The organism is Halorubrum sp. FL23, assembly GCF_052439115.2.
GTDB classification, from domain to species: Archaea; Halobacteriota; Halobacteria; order Halobacteriales; family Haloferacaceae; genus Halorubrum; species Halorubrum persicum.
Map to the genome: position 1 here is coordinate 246583 of NZ_JBQVRO020000002.1, position 22074 is coordinate 268656.

At 69.5% G+C, this 22074-nt stretch carries 22 protein-coding genes; 11 read left to right on the forward strand and 11 right to left on the reverse strand.

The genetic code is table 11. The annotated features are described in order from the left end of the window. Positions 1–103 precede the first annotated feature (103 nt). Positions 104–661 carry a diadenylate cyclase gene (locus tag ACT4MF_RS03415; RefSeq protein ID WP_099255516.1) on the forward strand — a complete coding sequence of 186 codons (558 nt, stop codon included), beginning with the start codon at positions 104–106 and terminating at the stop codon, positions 659–661. Positions 662–729: 68 nt separating this feature from the next. Continuing rightward, positions 730–1173: a CBS domain-containing protein gene (locus ACT4MF_RS03420; RefSeq protein ID WP_444681737.1), complete on the forward strand. Its 444-nt coding sequence runs from the start codon at positions 730–732 to the stop codon at positions 1171–1173. Positions 1174–1197: 24 nt separating this feature from the next. Here ACT4MF_RS03420 and ACT4MF_RS03425 read toward each other — a convergent pair whose 3' ends face one another. Further along, positions 1198–3486 carry a nitric-oxide reductase large subunit gene (locus ACT4MF_RS03425; RefSeq protein ID WP_444681738.1) on the reverse strand — a complete coding sequence of 763 codons (2289 nt, stop codon included), beginning with the start codon at positions 3484–3486 and terminating at the stop codon, positions 1198–1200. A 177-nt stretch (positions 3487–3663) separates the two neighbouring features. Here ACT4MF_RS03425 and ACT4MF_RS03430 point away from each other — a divergent pair, with 177 nt between their 5' ends. Further along, a complete protein-coding gene (locus tag ACT4MF_RS03430) occupies positions 3664–4086 on the forward strand; it encodes a MoaD/ThiS family protein (protein WP_444681739.1) in 423 nt (140 codons plus the stop codon). A 66-nt stretch (positions 4087–4152) separates the two neighbouring features. Here the strand turns inward: ACT4MF_RS03430 and ACT4MF_RS03435 are convergent, their stop codons facing one another. Then, entirely contained in the window at positions 4153–5349 is a 1197-nt protein-coding gene (locus ACT4MF_RS03435; protein ID WP_444681740.1) for a multicopper oxidase domain-containing protein, read from the reverse strand. 179 nt (positions 5350–5528) lie between these two features. On the opposite strand from ACT4MF_RS03435, the gene ACT4MF_RS03440 reads away from it, so the two are divergent. Both ACT4MF_RS03440 and ACT4MF_RS03445 read left to right on the forward strand, forming a co-directional pair. Beyond that, the gene (locus ACT4MF_RS03440) at positions 5529–6089 is read left to right on the forward strand and encodes a YfcE family phosphodiesterase (protein WP_444681741.1); all 561 of its coding nucleotides are present in this window, start codon (positions 5529–5531) and stop codon (positions 6087–6089) included. A 99-nt stretch (positions 6090–6188) separates the two neighbouring features. After that, positions 6189–6998 carry a hypothetical protein gene (locus ACT4MF_RS03445; protein ID WP_099255522.1) on the forward strand — a complete coding sequence of 270 codons (810 nt, stop codon included), beginning with the start codon at positions 6189–6191 and terminating at the stop codon, positions 6996–6998. 24 nt (positions 6999–7022) lie between these two features. Here ACT4MF_RS03445 and ACT4MF_RS03450 read toward each other — a convergent pair whose 3' ends face one another. After that, complete coding sequence (locus ACT4MF_RS03450) at positions 7023–8555, reverse strand: sensor histidine kinase (RefSeq protein ID WP_444681742.1); 1533 nt, start codon at positions 8553–8555, stop codon at positions 7023–7025. 2 nt (positions 8556–8557) lie between these two features. Then, the gene (locus tag ACT4MF_RS03455) at positions 8558–9283 is read right to left on the reverse strand and encodes a DUF5806 family protein (RefSeq protein WP_099255524.1); all 726 of its coding nucleotides are present in this window, start codon (positions 9281–9283) and stop codon (positions 8558–8560) included. A gap of 229 nt (positions 9284–9512) precedes the next feature. Here ACT4MF_RS03455 and ACT4MF_RS03460 point away from each other — a divergent pair, with 229 nt between their 5' ends. The 4 genes from ACT4MF_RS03460 (at position 9513) to ACT4MF_RS03475 (ending at position 12232) form a co-directional block, all read left to right on the forward strand. Beyond that, positions 9513–9881: a universal stress protein gene (locus tag ACT4MF_RS03460; RefSeq protein ID WP_099255525.1), complete on the forward strand. Its 369-nt coding sequence runs from the start codon at positions 9513–9515 to the stop codon at positions 9879–9881. Further along, the gene (locus ACT4MF_RS03465) at positions 9878–10444 is read left to right on the forward strand and encodes a GNAT family N-acetyltransferase (RefSeq protein ID WP_444681743.1); all 567 of its coding nucleotides are present in this window, start codon (positions 9878–9880) and stop codon (positions 10442–10444) included. The genes ACT4MF_RS03460 and ACT4MF_RS03465 overlap by 4 nt, the downstream gene beginning before the upstream one ends. Before the next feature lie 110 nt (positions 10445–10554). Further along, positions 10555–11178 (forward strand): adenylate kinase, encoded by a 624-nt coding sequence (locus ACT4MF_RS03470; RefSeq protein WP_099255527.1) that lies wholly within the window; start codon positions 10555–10557, stop codon positions 11176–11178. A gap of 136 nt (positions 11179–11314) precedes the next feature. Then, positions 11315–12232, forward strand: a complete 918-nt coding sequence (locus ACT4MF_RS03475; RefSeq protein ID WP_444681744.1) for a DUF106 domain-containing protein — start codon at positions 11315–11317, stop codon at positions 12230–12232. Between the two features lie 68 nt (positions 12233–12300). Here ACT4MF_RS03475 and ACT4MF_RS03480 read toward each other — a convergent pair whose 3' ends face one another. Beyond that, positions 12301–13665, reverse strand: a complete 1365-nt coding sequence (locus tag ACT4MF_RS03480; RefSeq protein ID WP_444681745.1) for an MFS transporter — start codon at positions 13663–13665, stop codon at positions 12301–12303. 205 nt (positions 13666–13870) lie between these two features. Here ACT4MF_RS03480 and lipP1 point away from each other — a divergent pair, with 205 nt between their 5' ends. Further along, positions 13871–14806, forward strand: a complete 936-nt coding sequence (lipP1, locus tag ACT4MF_RS03485; RefSeq protein WP_444681746.1) for a LipP1 family hormone-sensitive lipase — start codon at positions 13871–13873, stop codon at positions 14804–14806. Positions 14807–14878: 72 nt separating this feature from the next. Here lipP1 and ACT4MF_RS03490 read toward each other — a convergent pair whose 3' ends face one another. Together ACT4MF_RS03490 and ACT4MF_RS03495 are read right to left on the reverse strand one after the other, a co-directional pair. Beyond that, positions 14879–15532, reverse strand: coding sequence for a helix-turn-helix domain-containing protein (locus ACT4MF_RS03490; RefSeq protein WP_444681828.1), 654 nt, complete (start codon positions 15530–15532; stop codon positions 14879–14881). A 78-nt stretch (positions 15533–15610) separates the two neighbouring features. Beyond that, positions 15611–16501 (reverse strand): alpha/beta fold hydrolase, encoded by an 891-nt coding sequence (locus ACT4MF_RS03495; protein ID WP_099255531.1) that lies wholly within the window; start codon positions 16499–16501, stop codon positions 15611–15613. A gap of 248 nt (positions 16502–16749) precedes the next feature. Here ACT4MF_RS03495 and ACT4MF_RS03500 point away from each other — a divergent pair, with 248 nt between their 5' ends. Then, complete coding sequence (locus tag ACT4MF_RS03500) at positions 16750–17604, forward strand: hypothetical protein (RefSeq protein WP_444681747.1); 855 nt, start codon at positions 16750–16752, stop codon at positions 17602–17604. 7 nt (positions 17605–17611) lie between these two features. Here the strand turns inward: ACT4MF_RS03500 and ACT4MF_RS03505 are convergent, their stop codons facing one another. The 4 genes from ACT4MF_RS03505 to ACT4MF_RS03520 form a co-directional block, all read right to left on the reverse strand. Then, the gene (locus ACT4MF_RS03505) at positions 17612–18742 is read right to left on the reverse strand and encodes an Mrp/NBP35 family ATP-binding protein (RefSeq protein WP_444681748.1); all 1131 of its coding nucleotides are present in this window, start codon (positions 18740–18742) and stop codon (positions 17612–17614) included. Positions 18743–18837: 95 nt separating this feature from the next. Further along, positions 18838–19128, reverse strand: coding sequence for a hypothetical protein (locus tag ACT4MF_RS03510; RefSeq protein ID WP_444681749.1), 291 nt, complete (start codon positions 19126–19128; stop codon positions 18838–18840). Next, complete coding sequence (nrfD, locus tag ACT4MF_RS03515; protein ID WP_444681750.1) at positions 19125–20450, reverse strand: NrfD/PsrC family molybdoenzyme membrane anchor subunit; 1326 nt, start codon at positions 20448–20450, stop codon at positions 19125–19127. Before nrfD ends, ACT4MF_RS03510 begins: the two co-directional genes overlap by 4 nt. Beyond that, positions 20447–21703 carry a 4Fe-4S ferredoxin N-terminal domain-containing protein gene (locus tag ACT4MF_RS03520; RefSeq protein WP_444681751.1) on the reverse strand — a complete coding sequence of 419 codons (1257 nt, stop codon included), beginning with the start codon at positions 21701–21703 and terminating at the stop codon, positions 20447–20449. Before ACT4MF_RS03520 ends, nrfD begins: the two co-directional genes overlap by 4 nt. Between the last annotated feature and the right edge of the window lie 371 nt (positions 21704–22074).

Consider the following 22074-nt stretch of genomic DNA (forward strand, 5'->3'; position numbering starts at 1 on the left):
GGACGAGCCCGCCGCGGCCCGACTCGGGACACCTTATATACGCCCCGATCGTTCACGGAGGTATGAGCGTTCACGCCGCAGACCACCGACCGGAGGGGACCGAATGAGCGGGCTCGCGATCGAGTACGGCACCCACGAGCGGGTCCGGGAGATCCTCGACCGGCTGACCTACTGTGCCGAGCACGTCAGCATCTCGTTCGACGGGTGGGACGAGCCGCACGTGAAGGGGCCGGGGCTCTACTTCGCGGTCGTCGCCGACCGGGACTACGGCGACTACGCCGACCCGATGGGCGAAAACCGGTGGCCTCGAGAGAGCTGTCCGTCCGCGCTCGCGGAGGACCGGTTCGTCGAGGCGGCCGAGTCGGTGAGCCGCCAGCAGGACGGCGGGATCGTCGTCGCGGTCGACGGCGAGATCGAGGCGCAGATGGTCCGATTCCGCGATCTGGGCACCAGAAGCGACGAGACGGAGCTGGTCGACGACGTGAGCTACGAGCCGTGGATGGGGTCGCGCCACATGAGCGCGATCGAGACCTCGGTCCGCCCGGAGGTCGTCGCGACCGTGACGCTGAGCGAGGAGACGGGGCGGGTGAGCGTCTTCCGCGACGGCGACGCGGAATCGATGGAGCGCGACGAGCTGGGCGGGGAGTGGCGCGCGGAGTGATCGGCGAGCCGCCGCGGCGCTCGCCGTCACCCCGCGTCGTCAAGTAGGCCCCTCGCGTACGGGGGCGCATGCTCGTCGAGGACGTGATGACGACCGACCTCGTCACCTGTGACGCCCGCGCGCCGGTCAGGGTGGCGGTCGAACGGATGCTCCGGAACCGCGTCGGCAGTGTGGTCGTCACGAACGAGGGGAGCCCCGCCGGGATCGTCACCGAGGCCGACGTGCTCCACGCGGGGTACGCCACCGACGACCCGTTCTCGGAGATACCGCTTCGAAAGACGATGAGCAGCCCGCTCGAGACGATTCAGCCGAGGAAACCCCTCCGGACCGCGACCGACCGCATGCGCACGGAAGGGATCAAAAAGCTCGTCGTCGTCGACGGGCTGACGCCGGTCGGCATCGTCACGACCGGCGACATCGTCGACAACTACGCGGGGATCAAACGCGAGGTGCGCGACCTGGCGAGCGACGCCGAGCGCTGGTCGAGCCGCGGCGATCGGTTCGACGAGTGAGCGCCGGAGTGCGGGGAGCTCCGCTCAGTCGTCGTCGATGATCCCCTCCGCGACGGCCATGTCGTCGACGCTCGGGTCCGCGGCGGAACTGCGCAGGACGAACCGCTTGCGGATCAGGTCCGCGAAGTAGATCACGGTCCCGAGGATGAGCATCGTGTCCCCCGGGAGCCGCGCCCAGAACAGCGTCTGGACGAGCGACCCCTCGTAGAACGCGAGGCTGCGCGCCGCGGCGTAGCTCTCCGTGAACGCGACCTCCAGCTGGAGGAAGCCGACGGGGAGGACCGAGACGAACACCATCAGCGCGAGCCCGACGTTCCACAGCCAGAACGACGCCCGGAGCCACGAGCCGTCCCAGCGCTCGGGGTCGATCGACAGCTGGAGCATGTACGCCACCATTCCCAGCGCGAGGAACCCGAACGCGCCGAACATCGCGGCGTGGGCGTGGCCGACGGTGAGGTAGGTGCCGTGCTCGTAGTAGTTGATCAGCGGGAGGTTGATGAAGAAGCCGAGCACCCCCGCGCCGACGAAGTTCCACACGCCGCTGGCGACGATGAACATGAAGGGGAGCTTGTAGGGGAACCCGCCGGACTCGGTCATCGCCCGGTACTGCCCGATCGCCTCGTACAGGATGAAGATCAGCGGGAGCAGCTCCAGCGTCGAGAAGACGCTCCCGATCGGCACCCAGTAGTCGGGCATCCCGATCCACCAGTAGTGGTGCGAGACGCCGATGACGCCGGTGCCCATCACGAGCAGGGCCTGCAGCATGACCGCCTTCTCGGCGCTGCGCCGCGTGAGGAGGTTCATCGACACCAAGGTGAGCCCGATGATCGCGACGATGAAGAACTCGAAGGCGCCCTCGACCCACATGTGGACGACCCACCACCGCCAGAACTCGGTGACGGCCATGTTCGTCGACGGCGTGAACATGAAGCCGGCGACGAACAGCAGGGTGATCGAGCCGCCGGCGTAGAGGATCATGTGCGCGAGCCCGTACACCGGCTCGCGGTCGAGCAGCGGCTTGAGCCCCCGGATCGCGAGGACCGCCCAGAGGACGAAGCCGACGAGCAGGCCGCCCTGCCACACCTTCCCGACCTCGAGGTACTCCAGCCCCTCGTTGCCGAGGAGCCACCACAGCTGGCCGTCGAAGTAGCCGTTCGCGCCGAGCCAGATGCCGCCCATCCCGCCGACGACGACGGTCACGAGCGCGCCGAGCAGGACGTTGACGTACGTCGACTGACGCTTCGGCTCGTGACCCGTGAGGAGGGGCGGGAGGAACAGCCCGGCGCCGAGCCACGTCGACGCGATCCAGAGGATTCCCAGATCGATGTGCCACGTCTTCGCGATCGAGAACGGGAGCAGCTGCAGGACGTGGACGCCGAACAGCTCCTCGATCCCGAAGAAGCCGGCTCGCTCGATGTAGAAGTGCGCCAGTAACCCCCCGAGCAACACCTGCGCTAAGAACAGCCCGGCGGCGATCGGAACGAAACGGAGCGCCGCGCGCTGGCTCGGGAAGACGCTCACGTCGCCCGGCTCCGGCACGGCGATCCCCTCGGCCGACGGCTCGGGGAGCTTCACCGACTTGTAGAGGAGGATCGCCGCGCCCGCGGCGCCGACGAGCAGCACCATCGCGATCACGCTCCACGTCATCGCGGCGCCGGTCGCGTCGTTGCCGGCGCCCGGCGAGTAGGGCCACTCGTTCGTGTAGGAGTTGTCGCCGTCGGGGCGGTCGGTGTGGGAGAACCACGCGGTCCACAGCGCGAAGTCGGCGAACTCTTCGGCCTCCTCGGTCGAGTCGATCATCCCGACCGGGACGCCGCGGTCGTGGTCCCCCTCGTGGTAGCGCTCGACGTACGTCTCGCGCACCTGCTCGTGGGCGTACCCCTCCGCGGCGGAGTACCGGACGGTGTCGCTCCCGTCGTGCGCGCTGTCGAGGTCGTCGCGAACGGTCTGGTCGACCGCCGCGCGCTCGGCGGAGCTGAGGGTGTCGTAGCCGGAGCCGTACGCCTCCTGCGCGTAGTAGTCGCGCATGTGCTCGGTCTTCAACTCCAGCGTCTCGGCGGTGTAGTCCTCGCCGTAGTACGCGCCGTTACCGAGGATCGACCCGTGGTTCATCAGCCCGTACTGCTGGAACGCCGCCTTCCCGTCCTGCACCGTCTCCGCGGTGGCGATCGTCTCGCCGTCGGGCCCGACGACCTCGTCGGGGATTGGCGGCGCCTCCTGGTACGCGAACCACGCCCCGGCGCCCATGACGGTCAAGTTCAACAGGAACGCCGCGACGATGACCTTCGCGATCGTCTCGCGTGTGAGTTCCATCGGGTGGGCGTTACTTCCACACGGACTATCAGTTTAGTGGCAACATGTTCGGACGCCGTTCCCAGCGACTGACAGCACCCCTCGTCGCGGACGCGACGAACGGAACCCGCCCCGCGGCCCGACGACGCGAACATGTTCGTGCGGTGGCTTACCGGAGAACGCCCCGTATCGCCGCGTATGCCAGCGACCAGCGAGGCGGCGGCGCCGGAGACGGAGAGCGCCGCGGAGTCGACCGCCGAGACCACGGTTACCGTGCGGTGCACCGGGCACGTCCGCACGGAGCTCGGGAAGTACGAGTTCGAGTACAGCTTCGAGGGGGACACCCTCCGAGAGTTCCTCGACGAGCTGTTCGCGGAGTATCCGGAGCTACAGGAGATGCTGATCGCGGAGAGCGAGGCCGAAGCCACCCACAGCGGGTGGGCGCCGACGCCCGAGGAGCTGCCGGGGACCTGGACGAAGAACCCGGTCGGCGAGCAGACGATCGCGTACGCCCGGATCCTCGTGAACGGTCACTTCAACGAGAACGAGAGGGGGTTCGACACCGAACTGGAGGACGGCGACCGGGTCGCGCTGGTGTACCCGTTTATGTTCTGCTGTTAGTCCGCCGTTCGTCCGCGCGGGTGGGGGAATCGGCGTCCCCGAGGCCGCCCGGCGAGTCGGGCCGAACTAGGCCTCGTAGCCCGCCATATCCATCACGGAGGCGAACTGCTCGGTGTCCATCACGCTCTCGTACACCATCCCGCCGATCATGCCGCCGGGGTAGGTCTCGCCGTTCATCGCGTGGTTCACCTTGTGGCAGTGGAGCGCGTAGACGCCCGGATCGGCGCTGGCGGTGAACTCGATCGTCTTGCGTTCGGCGGGCGCGATGGGGATCACGTCCTCGCGGTGTCTGGCGGCCTCGGGGATGACGCCGCCGTCCTTCTCGACCACGGTGAAGCCGTGGTTGTGGGTGTGCATCGCGTGCGACTCGTAGCCGGCGTTGACGAAGTGGATCCGGACCTGATCGCCCTCCTCGACGATCAGGGGAGAGCCCTCCTCCGGGTGGAACGTGTACGGGGCGCACCGCCCGTCGACCGTGAACACGTCGGGGGTCCGGTCACGATGGCTGAACTCCACGTCGCCGCCGGCGGTCGACGCCGAGAGCCGGCTGTCCCAGTCTTTGATCGTGCGGAAAACCTCCTTGTCCGCGGGCTCGTACCCCTCCGGATCGACGCGGAGGATCCCGTACATCCCCATATCGAGGTGGTTCTGGGTCTGGTAGTGACAGTGGTAGAGGTGGGTGCCCGGCTGGTTCGCGTCGATCTCGTAGGTGTACTCCTCGCCCGGCGCGACCTGCTGTCCCGTCGTCGTCGGGACGCCGTCGTCCATCCAGTCCTTGCTGAGCCCGTGGACGTGGAAGGTGTGCGGGCGGTTGTGCTCCGAGTTGTCGTACGTGATCTCCAGTTCGGTCCCCTCGGTGACGCGGAGCAGCGGGCCGGGGACGCTCGGGTCCGTGTCCGGGGTCTGCCACGCCCAGACCTCGGGGAGCTCCCACGGGCCGCCCTTCGTCTCCTCGCCGAGCAGCCGGTGGCGACACGGGGTCGTGGACACGGTGAGGGCGCCGTCCCGCTCGTCCAGATCGATCGTCGTTCGCGGGGAGGTGTACGGGTGGTCCGTCTCGACGGCCGTCGAGTCGCTGCCGGACCACGCCGATACCTGCTCTTGGGCCGCCTCGCTGCTGACGGCGTTTTCCGCCCCCTCTCCGGCGTCCGCTCTCGGGGCGCCACACCCCGCGAGGCCGACCGTCCCGAGCGCCGCGGTCGCCGAGATGAATCCGCGTCTGGAAGCCATGCGCCGACCGGCGTCGTCATCGTCTCTCGTCATGTCCGAACATGAATGGGAGACACGTATAAACTAGAATCAGGATCTACAGACCGTGAGAACGCGATTGCCGGTCGAACGGTTTATACGCGCTCAGTCCCGTTCGCCGGCGCCGGTTTATGAACGAACGATCCTGATCGACGGCGGCTTTTATCCCCGCCCGGCGCGACCGTCGAGGTGAGATGCGGATCGGCATCGTCTCCGACACCCACGACGACCTCGCCGCCGTCGAGGCGGCCGTAGCGCTGTTCGAACGCGAGGGCGTCGACGCCGTCGTCCACTGCGGCGACTTCGTCGCGCCCTTCTCGGTGACGCCGTTCGACGTCGGGAACGGCCCGGACGCCGGCTTCGACTTCTACGCCGTCCGGGGCAACAACGACGGGGAGTGGGCGGTCGAGTCGACCGTCGACTCCTTCGGCACGTACCTCGGTGAGGCGGGGACGCTCTCCTTCGGCGGCGCCGACGACGGTGACGGCGCCGTCGATGTCGCCGTCGTCCACGGGACGAGCGCGGTCGTCGTCGACGCCCTCGTCGACTGCGGCGACTACGACTACGTGTTCCACGGCCACACCCACGCCCACGGCGTCGAGGAGCGCGGCGGCACGGTGCGAGTGAACCCCGGGGGCCTCCCCATCCCCGTCGACGGCGCGGACGACGCCTTCAGGGTCGCGATCCTCGACACCGCCGATCGCGACGGGGGCGCTGCTCCCGACGCGGTGACTCACCACGTCCTCGACGTGTAGGAGAGCGGACGGGCGAGCCCGGCGGCGCGCGATCCCGACGCACAAACGCGGGTTTGTTCTTTCGTTGACCTTTTGGGTGATCCGGTCAGAGGCCTCTGTATGGACAGGCGCGCGTTCCTCCTCCGAGCGGTCGGCCTGGGGGCCTGCGGCGGGCTCGCGGGCTGTGCCGACCTCGTCGACGCCGGAAACGGCGGCGGCGTCGCGGAGCGCGACCCGCCGGACCGCCCCGACGAACTCGCGCCCGAACCGGTCTCGGAGTACGTCGCTACCTACGAGGAGGTCCGCGTGCACAACCGTCACGCCGCGGAGGGGGCGGTCGAGGTGGCCGTCGAGGCCACCGCGGTCTTCGATCACGCCTCCGGTGACGACCACTACGCGACCGCGCAACACGCCGGCTCGGTGTATTACGAGAGCGACGCCGGCGCCCGCTCCGTGGGCGAGCTGTACGCCGACCCGGTTCCGTACCTCGTGACGCCGGACCGAACGCTTCGGTTGGACGTGCGGCGGCGAGCGCTCGAGACCGACGCTCGAGACGACGGCGGGGACGTGTCCGCCGACGAGCGCGCCTCACCCCCGCTCGGCGTCCGGCTCCTCAACGTCACGGAGGAGACGCGCGAACTCGCACTGACGGTGACGCGGCGGAAGACGAACGACGGCGGGGCGGAGACCGGCGAGCCGGTCGCCGACCTCGAGGTCGGGGTCGCCCCGGAGACGGCCGTCGAGGTGCGATCGATCACGGACGTGCGCGGGAGCTACCGCGTCACCGCTCGCATGGAAGACGACGGGGTGACCGGCCAGGGGCGGATCGAGGTCGGGCTCCCGAGCGCGGACCGGGGACCGAACGTCGACATCGTGTGCGACGGTAACGGGGTCTCGACGTGGCATCTCCCCTCGTTCGAAGGGGTCTGAGTCGGCGGGACGCGGGAGCGAGGGTCAGTCGTCGTCGACGGGTTCGACCCCGCGGAACTCGAAGCGCGCCCCGCCGTCCGCGGCGTCGGCGAGCTCGATCGTCCAGCCGTGTGCGTCGGCGACCTCGGCGACGATCTTGAGTCCGAAGCCGGTCCCCTCCGGATCGGTCGAGACGCCGGCGTCGAACATCTCGTCGCGTCGGTCTGCAGGAATTCCGGGGCCGTCGTCTTCGACGTAGAAGCCGTCGCCGTCGGGGAGGGTGCCGACTTCGACGCGCACCGAGTCGCCGGCGTGAGTGACCGCGTTGGCGAACAGGTTCTCCACGGCCTGGCGCAGGCGGCTTCTGTCGGCTTGGAACCGGAGGTCGTCGGCGACGACGATCTCGGCGGCCGCGGTGTCGACGCTCTCCCAACACTCCCCGGCAAGTTCCGCGAGGGACACCGGCTCCGTCTCGTCGATCGCGGCGCCCTGTCGCGCGAGCGTCAGCATGTCCTCCACGAGCGCCTCCATCCGTTCGAGCGAGCGGGCGACCGCGTCGATCTCGGCCAGCTCCTCGTGCTCGTCGGAGAGCTGTTCGCGGACCATATCGAGGTTCCCGGTCGCGACGTTGAGGGGGCTCCGGAGGTCGTGGGAGACGAGACTGGCGAACTCCTCCAGCCGGTCGCGCTCCCGGGCGACCTCCTGTTCGCGGACCCGGAGCTGGCGTTCTCGCTCGATGCGGACGAACACCATGGTGACGGTGGCGGCCCAGAGGCGCGCGACGGCGAGGTCGGACTCGTCGAACGCGTCCGGTTCCGTGGACCCGATGTTGATGAGCCCGTACCGGCCCAGCGGAAGGATCAGTTCGCTGCGGATCGGCGAGTCCGGATTGTGCCGATCCGAATCCTCGTGCGTGTCGGCCACGTAGGCCGGTTCGCCGGACGTGAACACGTCCCACGAGATGCTGGACGAGTCGGGACCGAAGGTCGGGTGATTGCCGACGATCTCGTCGGCCACGTCGGTCCAGACGATCGGGTCGAGGCGCTCGTGGCTCTCGTCGTAGAGCCAGATCGCCGCGAGGGGGTGACCGAGCACGTCCTCCACGTACTCCACCGCGGCCTCCGCAGCGAACTCCCGGTCGGTCGTCTTCAGCAGGTCCTGCGTCGCCTCGTGGAGCGCCTCCAGCGTCCGCGTCCGGCGATGGAGCTCGGCCTGCTGGGCGCGCTCCTCCCTGACGTCGACGATCGTGGCGACGAGGAACGTCTCGCCGTCGTGGTCGAACGGCCCGAGGCTGAGCGTCACGGGCACCTCGCTTCCGTCCGCGCGCTGGGCGTGCAGGTCCAGGCTCGCCGCCATCGAGCGCGGCTGGGGGTCGACGACGTAGCGGTGGAGCTCCTCGCCGGCCTCACCGCCGTCGGGGTCGTACACCAGCGTCTCGAACTTCGTTCCCTCCACCTCAGACGGTGTGTACCCGAGCACCGCCTCGACCTGTTTGTTGCCAGCCCGGACGACGCCGTCGTCGTCGACGATCACGACCGCGTCCGGGATGCCGTCGAGCGCCTCTGGGAACTGCTCCATCGCTACTCCTCGGTCGGCTGGTGGACGTGCCCGCACTCGGGGCACCGGACCTCCTCGCCGCGGAGGTCCGCCGAGGACGCGCGCACCTCCCGCATCACCTCGCTGATCCGGTCCTCGGCGTCGAGCTCGTCGGCGACCGCGAGGTCGACCCCCTCGACCTCTAACAGGAACTTCGCGACCTCCGTCACCTCGTACATCATCTCGTCTAAGTCCTCGGCGGTGAAGAAGCCGGACATCGCGCCGTAGAGGAACGTCGCGCCCGCCTTCGTCACCTTCTCCTCGAAGGAGTAGCGCGCCTGGTTGACCGCCTGCGGCGTGTACGTGTCGGTCATGAAGGGGACGAGTTCGGGGAGGTTCTCACCGATCTTGGTCATCTCGACGCCCGTCTCGGTGCGAAAGTCGGCGCAGAGCCGCGCGATCGCCCACTCTCTGGCCGTGATGTACGTCCGATCGCGGAGGAACTCGTTGACGCGCTCGTAGCGCGCCCCGTCCATCTTCTTGAACCGCTCGTACTTGCGGACCTCGGGAGGGACCTGCTCTTGGCCCTGGTCGGCGCCGTCCGCGTCGCCATGGGCGTCGCCGGCTCCGGTGTCGTCGCCGGCGGGGGTTCCGTCGGCGTCCGTCGCCGAGGGGTCGTCGGTCGGCGCCGACCCCTCCGCCGTGGCGTCGGCGGGCTCGGCGGCGTCGTCCGATCCCGCGTCCGCCGCGGGATCGGTTGGTTCGTTCATGCTACTAGTAACCTTACCGGCGAACAAAAGGGTTGTCGGTGGCCACCCCGAGCCTCGTGGCCCGTCGTGGGCGTCGAGGGCGTCGCGGGCTCGCGGACGGCGCGGCAGCCCCGGGTGCCGCGGGCGACTCGACAGTCACGGCCGGGATCGGCGATCCGACCCCGCGATCGGGTCTCACCGGTGACCGATCGGAGATCCATTTTTGTACCGGCGCACGGAGGGGAGAGGTATGAAGGTGCTTTGCGGGATCGGCGGCAGCGACGACTCGTTCCGCGCGCTCGACCGAACCGTCGAGCGCGCGGCGGTCGCGGACGACGACCTCACGGTGGCGGTCGTCGAGAACCCGGACTCGTCGGTGGAGCCGGACGAGATCGTGCAACGGGCGGAGTCGGCGATCGAAGAGGCGGGCCTCGACGCCGACGTCAGGCTGATCGAGGGCGATCCGGGGAGCCGGATCGTGGAGATCGCCGAGGCGGAGGGGTTCGAAGAGATCGTCCTCGGCGGCGGGCACACGAGCCCGATGGGGAAGATCACGATCGGGTCGATCGCCGAGTTCGTACTGTTGAACGCCAAAACGTCCGTCACGCTGGTCAGATGAGCGACCGTGGATATCCCGACGCGGTCGCCGACGAGTTCACCGTTCCCCCCACGGAGTTCACGGACCGGGAGGATCGCACCGTCGAGATCCGCCCCTACGAGAACACCGAGCGGGAGCGCGAGGCGCTCGTCGAGATGTACGACAGCTTCGACCCGGCCGACCGCGCGCAGGGGATCCCGCCGGGCGGCGAAGAGCGGATCCGCGAGTGGCTGGACGCGATCCTCGGCGGGGAGTGCCGCAACGTGATCGCGTGGTGCGGCGACGAGGTGGCCGGCCACGCGACGCTGGTGCCCGACGGCGACGCCTACGAGCTGGCGATCTTCGTCCACCAGGAGTATCAGCGCGCCGGCATCGGGACGTACCTGATCCGCGGACTGCTCGGTCACGGACAGGCCGAGGGGATCGAGAAGGTGTGGCTCACAGTGGAGCGCTGGAACCGCGCGGCCGTCTCGCTGTACAAGAAGATCGGGTTCGAGACCTCCGACGCCGAGAGCTTCGAGCTGGAGATGGGGCTCCGGCTGAATCCGGACGCCGAGCGAGAGGAGCCCGACGAGGATCAGTAGCACTGGGGCCGGCCAACGGCCTCGAAGGCGGCCATCCGCGCTCCACGAGAGACCGCGTAGCGTTGGCCGGGATCTTCAAGACTTTACGTGCGGCGGGCGAGCGCTCCGGTATGAGTCATCGGATCCTTCTGCTGGGGGCGCCGGGTGCCGGAAAGGGAACGCAGAGCGCGAAGCTCGCCGAGGAGTACGGCGTCGAGCACGTCACGACCGGGGACGCGCTCCGCGCGAACAAGGACATGGAGACCGAGTACGGGACGCCCCGTTCGTTCATGGAGGCGGGAGATCTCGTCCCGGACCCGGTCGTCAACGAGATCGTCGAGGCCGCGCTGACGGACGCCGACGGCTTCGTGCTCGACGGCTACCCGCGCAACCTCGACCAGGCGGAGTACCTCTCGGAGATCACCGACCTCGACGCCGTGATCTACCTCGATGTCGACGAGGAGGTGCTCGTCGACCGGCTCACCGGTCGCCGCGTCTGCGACGACTGCGGCGCGAACTTCCACGTCGACTTCCAGCCGCCCGAGGAGCCGGGCGTCTGCGACGAGTGCGGCGGCGAGCTGATCCAGCGCGAGGACGACACCGAAGAGACCGCGCGCGAGCGGCTCAACGTGTTCTACGACAACACCGAGCCCGTCATCGAGCACTTCCGCGACGAGGGCGACCTCGTCGAGGTCGACGGCGAGGCGGCGCCGGACGAGGTCTTCGCGCGCATCCGCGAAGTCCTCGACGAGTAGGGTCGACTCACCGAGACGGACGGGGGCCAGCCGTCGGTGCCGGCGAGTCGGGACGGCGTCGTCGAGGGGAGGCGCTGACGCGCGGTCGCCGGCGATCCTGCAAGGTTCTTAACCGTCCGCCGACAACCGAGCGGTAATGAGCAAGGTCGAACGGAGAGTCCGCTCGCTGATCAGCGATGACAGCGAGATGCGAGACGCTGTCGAGGTCGTCCTCGATAACGCCACTGACGGCGAGGTCCAGTGGGTCGACGTCCGCGACGAGATCACGAGCGGCCAGTGGGGTCGGCTCATCGAGAAGGAGATCCTCGTCGACGGCGACACCGGCTTCGCGCTGGCGGACCGGGACGCCATCGAGGCGGGACTGGAGGACGACGACGACGGCGGCCTGACCGGCGGGGGCGACGTCGACACCCCGGAGACGACCACGTGGACCAAGTGGGATAAGGTCGCCGGGGTCGCGACGCTTGGCGCGTTCGTCGGCTACGCCGTCAACCCGGTCCGGAACGCGATCGCCGGCGCCTTCGACGTCGTGTTGGGACCGCTTCTCAACGTCGTTCCCTTCTACGTCGTGATCATGGTCATCGCGCTCGCGACGGGGTTGTACTCGACCCTGCTGCGCGCGGGGCTCATGGATATGGAGAAGATGAGCCAGTACCAGGACCGGATGAAAGACATTCAGGACCGCCGGAAGGAGGCGAAAGAGCGCGACGACCAGGAGGCGCTCGACGCGATCCAGGAGGAGCAGATGGACGCGATGGGCGACCAGCTCGGGATGTTCAAAGAGCAGTTCCGCCCGATGGTGTGGATCATGTTCCTCACGATTCCGGCGTTCCTGTGGATGTTCTGGGTGATCGGCTACCGCGGCTCCGACGCCGCGTACCCCGCCGTCGCCGCCCAAGAGATCGTGATCCCGCTCGCCGGCACGGTCACGTGGGACACGGGGATCGTCGGCCCCATCCAGATGTGGATCCTCTGGTACTTCCTCTGCTCGATGGCGTTCACTCAGCTCGTCCAGAAGAGCCTCAACATCGAGATGTCGCCGTCGTCGTCGTAACGACCTCCCCGTCGACGCTGTTTTGCTCCCGGTAACGCCGTGCTCCGCGGGGCCGACTTCCCACCTCGTCAGGCGTACGCCTCGAACTCCTCGCCGAAGACGAGGAAGTAGCCGGTCCCGACGATCCCGATCGCCGCGGCGACGGTGAAGGCGACCTCCGGGCTGACGAAGTCCCAGAGGGTGCCGCCGATCGCCGCGCTCGGGATGACGATCGTGTTCCGGAGCAGGTAGTAGGTCCCGGTGACGCGGCCGCCCGCGCCCTGTTCGGCGGGACCGACGATGAGCGCCTTGTGCGAGGGAAGGCCGGCGAACCGGAGCCCGGAGAAGGCGAACACGAGGACCAGCGCCCACTGGACCGGGACGACCGAGGAGAGGGCCTCGGGAGCGTAAATGAGAACGACCGGGAACGCGCCGTACACGAAGAAGCCGAGCGCGACGACGGGTTTGAGCCCGACCCGCTCGGCGAGCCTCGCCGCGGGGACCATCGTGAGCAGCGCGACGACCATCTCGACGCCCAGCAGATAGCCGAAGAACGCCGGCGGCGAGAGGTCCACGTCGTAGGCGAACCCGCCGACCGCGACCGTCGTCTCCACTCCCGCCGAGAAGATCTGCGTGACGACGAGCACGAAGAAGACGTACACCATCCCGTTCGCGAAGCGCACGAGGGTGTCGCCGATCAGCAGCGGGCGGAGCGGGTCGGGCATCTCGCGGAGGTCGGTGCGGATCTGCGCGACGCCCTCGAATCGCCCGCCGCCGACGGTGTCGCCGCTCGCGTCGTAGAGGAGGTGTTGCACGAGCGTCCCGACGACGCCGAAGACGACCGCCACCGCGAGCACGTACCGGAAGCTCACGGTGAACGCCGGGTGGAGATCGATGAGAATCGCCGCGAGGACGGGACCGATCAGGAACGCGGTGCGCCGGAACGTCTCCGTGCTCGCGAACCCGGCGGCCAGCCGGGACGGGGCCGTCGCCTGCTTGACCACGGCGAACGTCGCCCCGAGCCCGAACGACTTCCACGCCTGCGCGAGCACCAGCCCGACGAAGATCCAGATCCACGGTTCGATCGTCGCGCCCGCGACCGTGATCGTCCCGACGGCCGGGGCGACCAGCCAGACGGCGAAGCCGACGGTGGAGATCAGTCCGAAAGCTGTCAGCGCGTACCGCGATCCGATCCGGTCGGAGATCGCGCCGCCAGGGTACGGGTACAGCGCGGAGATGACGTTGCCGAAGGTGCCGAACAGCCCGACGACGAATCCGGACGCCCCGAGCGCCACCAGATACTCCGGGAGGAATCGGTTCGTCATCTGGAAGCCGAGGCTGAACGCGAACATCGCCAGCGAGACCACCAGCACGTCTCGCTCTAAGGCGAGGAACTGCCGGAACGTCTCGAACGGCGTCGTCTCCTCCGAGTCGCCGGCCGCGTCGTTGCTCATCGTCGGGGGACGCGTGAAACTGCGGCGACGGTGTCGACGCGCGGACGGAGACCGGGTCGGGACCGATCGAAGTCGGTGGCGGTGGACGCCCCGTCTCTCATGGTCGCGTATTCGCTCCCGTCGTCAAATAGGTTCTCACCCGATCGCCGAGGGGCACACCGACCGCCGACCCAAGGTTTACTCTCGGCTCGCCACAGGGTCGACCATGCACGCCGACGAGATCGATCCGCAGGCGAAGGCGGCGATCGAGCGCCAAGAGCGGTTCCCGATCCCGCACAGCCGGTGGGGGTTGAAACTCGCGCGCCTGCTCACGAGACCGGCGATGTGGGTCCAGAATCGGAACCCGCCCGAGGTCGGGGAAACCGTGGACGGGACGATCCCCGGAGCCGACGGCGATCTCGACGTTCGGCTGTACCGCCCCGACGCCGACGGCCCGTTTCCGACGGTCGTGTTCTTCCACGGCGGCGGGTTCGTCCTCGGGAGCGTCGCGACCCACGACCGGCTCTGTCGCCACCTCACGCGGGAGAGCGGCTGTGCCGTCCTCTCGGTCGACTACCGGCTCGCGCCCGAACACCCGTTCCCCGCGGCGGTCGCGGACGCGTACGCGGCGGTCGAGTGGGCGGCCGCCAACCCGGACGCGATCGACGGGACCGGGGATATCGCCGTCGCCGGCGACTCGGCCGGGGGCGCGCTCGCCGCCGTCGCCGCGCTCATGGCGGCCGAGCGCGACGGCCCCGAAATCGCGTATCAGGCGCTGCTGTACCCCGGCGTCGGCGTCGAAGTCGATCAGCCGTCGGTCGAGGAGCACGCCGGGATCGTCCTCGACGAAGCGGACCTGGAGTGGTTCATGGCGTGTTACTACGACCACGAGATCCACCAGCGAAACCCGTACGCCGACCCGACGAACGCGGGCGACGTGTCCGGCGTCGCCCCCGCGACGGTCGTCACCGCCGGCTTCGACCCGCTCCGCGACGGCGGGAGGGCGTACGCCGAGCAGTTGGTCGGAGACGGCGTGCCGACGCGCTACGAGAACTACGCTGACCAGGTGCACGGCTTCATGACGCTTCGCGGGGTGGACCGGGCGACCGAGGCCATCGCGGACGTGGCCGACGACCTCGCCGGCGCGCTCCGAGCGGACTGATCGGGCGGCGACCGCGGGCGGTCGTCGGAGCGACCACGCGTCTACTTCGGAGCGAGAGAGGCAGCCGGCCCCTCACTCCCGCTCGTCGACCGCGACGAACTCGCGGATCACCGCGGCCTCGGCCTTCCGAACCAGTTCGCCGGCCGTGCTCGTCGAGCAGTCGAGCGCCGCTGCCACGTCCGCGATCGTCCCGTCGCGGGGGACTTCGTAGTACCCCGCCTCGACCGCCGCCTCCAACGCGGCCCGCTGCCGGTCCGTGAGCCGCGACGGCGACGCCGCCCGATCGAACTCGCGAACCCGCTCGATCGTGGCGTCGCTGAGGTCGGCGAGCGCCTCGTGAAACGCGCCGAGCGCACCGGTCTCGCCGACCGCCTCGAACCGCACGGCGCCGGTGTCGAGAAAGACGACCGGCGGGAGAAATGCCACGCGGGCGGCCGCGATCGCGTCCAGCACCGCCGGCGCGAACTCGTAGCTCTCCTGGCGGAGAAACGCGTACGTCCCGCCTCCGCCCTCGACGAGCTCGCTCGCGACGAGCGAATCGACGGCGTCGACGACCGACGCCGTCGCGTCCGCGTCCGCGTCACACCAGAACAGCGTCGTCGCGTCCGCCGTGGGACTCCACGTCAACAGCTCGGCGCGGGTGACCGGTCCGGCCTCGGTGATCCGCCGGTGAAGCGGGTGAATGAGCCGCTCCGGATACGTCACCGAGAACTGGACGCGTTTCATTCCCTCGACGTGGATCGCCGGCGGCGACGCTTCAAATCCGGTGGTTCGGTCGTCGTGTCCGGCGCCGCCCACACGAGTTCACCGGGAGTCAGCCAGCGCGTCCGGGACGGAGCGGAGCAGCGTCCCGAGGTGGTCGGCGTCGTCGAGCACCTCCAACCGGGCGGTCGGGGGCGCAGCCTCGAACCGTCGAACGCTCTCGATCGGTACGTTGGCGTCGTCGTCGCCGTGCCAGAACCGCACCGTCGCGTCGATCGCGTCGAACTCGATGTCCCAGTCGGTCGCGGTCTGTCGGAACTCGGTCACTGCGCCGCTGCGGTGCCGGGCGAGGGCCTCGAGGAAGTCCGCCCGGACGATCTCCGCCGCGCGATCGGAGACGCTGTCGCCCGGGTCACCGGTGGTGTACTGGGCCACGACGAACGAGGGGTCGCGGCGCTCCGCGACCCACCGCTGGGCGCGCAACATCCCGGCGAGCACCGGCGGTGCCGTCGACGCGACCCCGCTCAGTACTCGCTGTACCGCGGGGCGGTCGCGAACGTACGCCGGCGGCGTCGCGCCGGCGATCACCTCCAGCCGGTCGATCCGACGCGGCGACTCCGCCGCGGCCGCGAACGCGTACGGGGCGCCGCCCGAGAACGCGACGAGGCGCGCGGCGTCGACCCCCGCGTGATCGAGCACGGCCCGGACGACCCGATCGCCGTCGCGTATCGACCGGTCGGGCCACGGGTCGGATCGACCGTAGCCGGGCCGGTCGGGCGCGAGCAGCCGGACCCCGGCGTCTCGCGCCGTCGAGTCGAACAGTTCAGCGAGCCGCCGCGACCCGGGCGTCCCGTGGAGAAACACCACCGGAGACCCGTCTGCCGCCCCGTACTCGGCGTACGCGAGCTGGCGGTCGCTTGCTCCAACCGTCGTGATCCGCACCTCGTCACGCGCCGTCGACCGCTCCGAGGCGGGCGCCGTCTGGGCACTCATTGTGTCGAAAGACGGGCTCATCACGGGTGGGCATGGTGCCGGACCCATCCGGTGGTTTTTAACTGATGGTTCGGTCGGCGGTCAGATCGACGCTCCGCCGACCCACCGGGCGTGACGGCGACCCATCGGGCGTGACGACAGCCTACCGGGCGTGACGACGGCCTACCGAGTGTGACAACGCCTTACCGCACGCGACAGCACCCCACGGGACCGCAACGCTTTCGTTTACTGTCGCTGTCAGGTCCGTCATGCGACGCCGCCGACTCCTCGCGTGCGGAACCGCCCTCCTCACCGCTCCGCTCGCCGGCTGTGCCCACCCCTCCGTCGTCCTCGACCTGAACGAGGCGACCGCGGACGATGTCGCCGACGAGGTGTCGATACACGCGGAGCCCGACTCGGAGGAGTACCAGGTCGTCGCGTCGGCGCTCGAAAACGGGTCCGCCACGCGCCGCGGGCGGTACGAGCTGTTCGACCGCACCGACACCGTCCGGGTCGACGGGGCGTTCTACGAGGTCTCCGAGACGCGGGTCGCGAGCAGCGAGGTGACCGTGTACGAGGTGCTCGTCGATTTGGATCCGGAGGACGCGACGCCGGAAGTGGGCGAGATCGCGTTCGAGGATCTCCCGGAAACGGACCGACGGCGGCTCGAACCGATCCTCTCCGAGGATCCGCCCCAGCAGGACGGTTACGACATCGGCGCCGATTACGGGAGCGCCGAAGCGGTCGGGAACGACTCGGTGTTCGTCCCGGAGCGGCGGTACGACGTGCTCGTGTACAGCGGGGAGCGGTATCGGATCGCGGTCGACTCGCGCACCGCGTCCGAGGCCGAGTACCGGTACGAGGCGACCGAAGTGGCGCCCGACGTCGCGGCGTTCGCCGACCGCGTCCGGGACCGGTACCTGTTCGTGCTCGCGGGGCTCTCGGACGCGGAGCGCGAGGTGGTCGAGGAGTCGATCGACGGCGCGTACTACGAGGACGACGAGGCCTTCCGATCGGTGGCCGAGCGGATCAGGGAGCGCGAAGGAATCCGCGAAGCGGACTTCTACGGGACGTGGCTGCTGGAGTACGAGGGCGCGGAGTACCTCGCCTACGTCGAGTGGTGAGCGCCGGTCACTCCGGCTCCGCTCCGGCGGGGACCGGGTCGCCGGGGGCGGCGGCCTCGCCCTCCTCGTCGCGCTCCCACTCGCCGACGCGCTCCGCGACCTGTCGCCGGTTCACCTCGCCGACGCGGTCGGCAACGTCGTCGACCATCGCTTCGAGGTCGGCTCGGACCGGGCTCTCGTCGTCGCGGACCGCCGGGCCGTCCGCGGTTTCCGTGTCGAAGTCCGGATGGACCGGGAGCGTGCCGACCACGGGCACGCCGTAGTCGTCGCGGATCTCGGCGGCGCCCCCCTCGCCGAACACCCGGTGGGTGTCGTCGCACTCGGGGCAGTGGAACGCGCTCATGTTCTCGACGACGCCGAGGACGGGCGCGTCGTGGTCCGCGAACAGCCGAAGCCCCTTGCGCGCGTCCGCAACCGCCATCTCCTGTGGCGTCGTCACGACGACGACCCCGGCGATCGGCAGGGTCTGGAGCAGGTTCAGCGAGGCGTCGCCGGTCCCCGGCGGGAGGTCGACGATCAGGTAGTCGAGCTGGCCCCACTCGACGTCGTTGATGAACTTCATCATCACGTTGTTCACCATCGGCCCCCGGAGCACGGCCGGGTCGTCGCCGTCGGGAAGCAGGTGTTCCGTGCTCATCACCATGACCCCGTCCGAGCGCGGCGGGACGATGTCGCCCTCGGGGAGCATGCCGGGCTCGTTCTCGGTCGGGAGGAGGCGCGGGACGTTCGGCCCGTGCACGTCCGCGTCGAGGATCCCGACGCGGGCGCCGCGCTCTTTGAGCCCCGCCGCGAGGTTGGCCGCGACGGTGGTCTTCCCGACGCCCCCCTTACCGGAGGCGACGGCGATCACGTTGCGGACGCCGGGCAACACGTCGGCGTCGAAGCCGTGCTCGGACCCGAACTGCGCGCGGAGATCGGGCTCGAGGCCGGCGTCCGAGACGACGTCGCGGACCGCGTTGCCGATCTCGATCTCGGCGGGCGCGTAGGGAGCGTTGAACGCCAGCGACACCTCGGCGCTGTCGCCGCTGACGGTCACGTCGTTCACGAGGCCCATCGAGACGATGTCGTCGTCGTTCTGCGGGTCCTCGACGGTCGCGAGTCGGTCGAGCAGTTCGGATTCGGTGACGGTGTCGGTCATGGTGTTGTCGGGTGGCGGCGTGTCGGTTGCGAGCGGTCGGCCGCGCGGTGCGGCCGCGGTCGGCGAGCGATTCCGCAGCGGAGCGGGGGCGGGGTTCAGAAGAACACCGCCCCGATGACCAGCGTCGCGACGAACAGCCCGCCCCACAGCACGGTCGTCAGCCCGGCGAGGTAGCCGACGCCGAGCAGGCCGGAGTCGCGGTCGCTCGGGTCGCCGATGAACCACGCGGCGACCATCGCGTACACCGGCGCGAGGACGATCCCGAAGATGAGGTAGGTGCCGGGACCGACGAACGGCAGCGTGTACTCAGGCGAGCTGGCGAGCGGGACCGGAGCGGCGGCGAGCGCGAGCGACGCCGCCGCGAGCGCGGTCGACGCGAGCGTCATGGACTCACCTCCTCGTGGTCGTCTTCGATCGCGTGCAGTTCCACGACGGGGATCACCTTCGAGACGACGAGGAAGAACAGCACGACGATCCCGATCGTCCCGAGCAGCGCCGACAGCTCGGTCGGCGAGGGGACGTACGCGCCGGGGACCCCGTCGTACAGGGCGAAGTGCGCGTGCTGGAGCCCCTCGACGACGAACAGCACCTTCTCCGCGAGGGTGCCGGCGAGCACGCCGACGGAGAGGGCGACCATCGTCCGGATGCTAAACAGCTCCGGGCGCAGCGACGCCGCGAACGCGTACAGCATGGCGAGCGCGACGAGCCCGATCGCGACCCAGTACAGCGGCGTCGCGATCTTCACCTCGGTCGCGTGCTGGAGCGTCGTCGGCGCGGCGAAGATCCCGGTGATCACCTGCTGGAGCTGCAGCCAGAGGAAGATGAGGCTGAAGAAGCCGAGCCACTGGCTCAGCCCCCGGAACACCGCGTCCGGAATGAGCTCCTCCCAGCCGTAGGCGGTGCGGAACGCCGCCGCGACGATGATGATCCCGCTGACCGCGGAGGTCAGCGCGATGGAGAGGAACGACGGCCCCTGGACCCCGCCGGCCCAGCCGGCCATCGAGGGCAGCAGCGCGAACAGCCACGGGATCACCCCACCGTGGAGCAGCAGCGGCGCCATGATGATGATCGCGAACGCGATCCACCAGACCATCCGCTCGACGACCTCGTCCTCCTTCTCCGAGTAGCCGATCATCAACACGTCGTACAGCGGGTCGAGCAGGTTCGGCAGGCGGTCGCGGAGCCGGTGGATGTCGTAGCGGATCGTCAGCGCGAGGTACGTCGCCGTCAGCACGAAGTACGCCGTGATGACGGTCACGTCCCACATCAGCGGCGACCACTGGACGCGGGTGGGCCACGCCGGGACCACGCTCGTCACCAGCCGGTCCGGGCGACCGACGTGGATGAGGATGAACAGGCCGGCGCAGGTCAGCGCCGCGATGGTCAACAGCTCGGCCAGCCGCGCGACCGGCTGGTAGGTGTCCATCCCCAGCAGGCGGACCGCCGCCGACAGGATGATCCCGCCGTGGGCGATGCCGACCCACCAGATGAACGCGCCGATGTACAGCCCCCACGGCACGCCGCCGCCGGAGCCCCAGTCCGAGAGGTTGGTGACGATCAGCCCGTGCTGGAGCTGCTGGAGGTAGAACGCCAGCCACACGCCGATCAGCCCGAGCCCCACCGCCAGCGCGGCGAGGTACCGCTTCGAGAACGTCTGGATCGGCCGGACGAGCGTCTCGCGGCCGACGCCGCTCACGTCGACGCTCACGCGCTCTCACCTCCTTGGGTCGCGGACGCCCCCTCGTCGAGCACCTCCTTCCGGTCGTCGGTGAGCCCCATGTCCTCGTAGGCGACGGGGCCCTCGACCTGCTCGGCGTGCGGCGAGGGCTCGTTACCGACGAATCGGACGTTCGGCTCGGTGCCGCGCTCCTCCATGAGTTTGAACGTCGACGCGGTGTGCGCCTTGCGGTTGGGGAACTCCGAGAGGTCGTTCTCCTGGCCCTCCCGGTACTCGCGGAGGTGCTGGTTCGGCGGGCTCTCCGAGTCGTTGAGGTCGCCGAAGTGGATCGCGTCCATCGCACACGCCTCCTCGCAGGCGGTGGTGCCGATCTTCTCTTCGCCCATCTGGCCGTCCTGTCGGTCGACGCAGAACGTGCACTTCCCCATGACGCCCTCCGGCGGGCGGGAGCCGACCCACCGGCCGCGGTCGTCGATCTGGTGGGCGTCGTCGACCTCGGACTCCGGTACGTCGGGCTCGCCCCACTGGAAGTAGTTGACGCCGTAGGGACACGACACCTCGCAGTACCGGCAGCCGATACAGATGTCGTAGTCGGTGAGCACGAGGCCGTCCTCCGAGCGGGTGTGCCGGGCGCCGACGGGACATACCTTCGTGCACGGCGAGTCCGTGCAGTGCTGGCAGGTCCGCGGGAGGAAGTTCGTCTCGTCGCCCTGCCCCTCGTCCTCGAAGGCGAAGACGTACATCCAGTTGGCCCCGCGCGAGAGGTTGTGCTCCTGGTTGCACGCGACCATGCAGGCGAGACACCCGTCGCAGTTGTTGAGGTTGATCGTCATCCCCCAACGGGTCCCGTCGCCCTCGTCGGCGCCGGCGCCGCCGCCGTGGCCGTCGCCCTGGCCCGCGGCGGTCTGTGCGCTCCCCCAGGTGCCGACGGCCATCGCGCCGGCCGCCGCGGCGCCCTTCTTCATCACTGAGCGCCGGGACTCCTCGCCGTCGGGGTCGATCCCCTCCAGCGCGGAGCCGATCCGGTCGAGGAACCCCACGTCGTCCGGCTCGGCCTCGTCCGGGTCCGGGAGGTCGATCTCGCGGTCGTCGATGTCGAACTCCTCGACGATGCGGTCGTGGTACCGACGGTAGAACTCGAGCTCGGAGAGCTCGCCGGCCGACACGCGCTGGGCGTCGCGGCCCATCTCCAAGCCGAGCTCCGTGTCGTGCTCCGTCTCGTCGAGGAGACGCCTGTACCGCTCCTCGTCGTCTCCGGGTGGCGGTGACTCGTCTGTGCTCATGAGTGATCGTGGTGGCAGTGTGCGGCTGCGAGCGCGGCTCCCAGTCGGGGGACCGGTGTCGCCCGTGCGCCGCCGCTCCGAACCGCTGCGGGCGTCGGCGTTCGCGGCCTCCGTCTGGCGGCGGGCACGGCGTGACGACCCCGTCATCGATCATGGGAAACCGACCCCGTGAATCGTGTCTCGCGTTCCAACGCGTTGGGAAGGTCCCCGAACGAGTTCGACCGCGGGGTAATAAACGCCGGACGGAACGGGCCGACGTTACGCCGTGGCGGCCCGAGCTGCCGCCGATGAACGAGGCGACGCGCGAGGCGGTCCGAACGCGAGCGCGATCGTACCGGGCGCGGCTGCTCTCGGTCCTGCGCGTGCAGTAC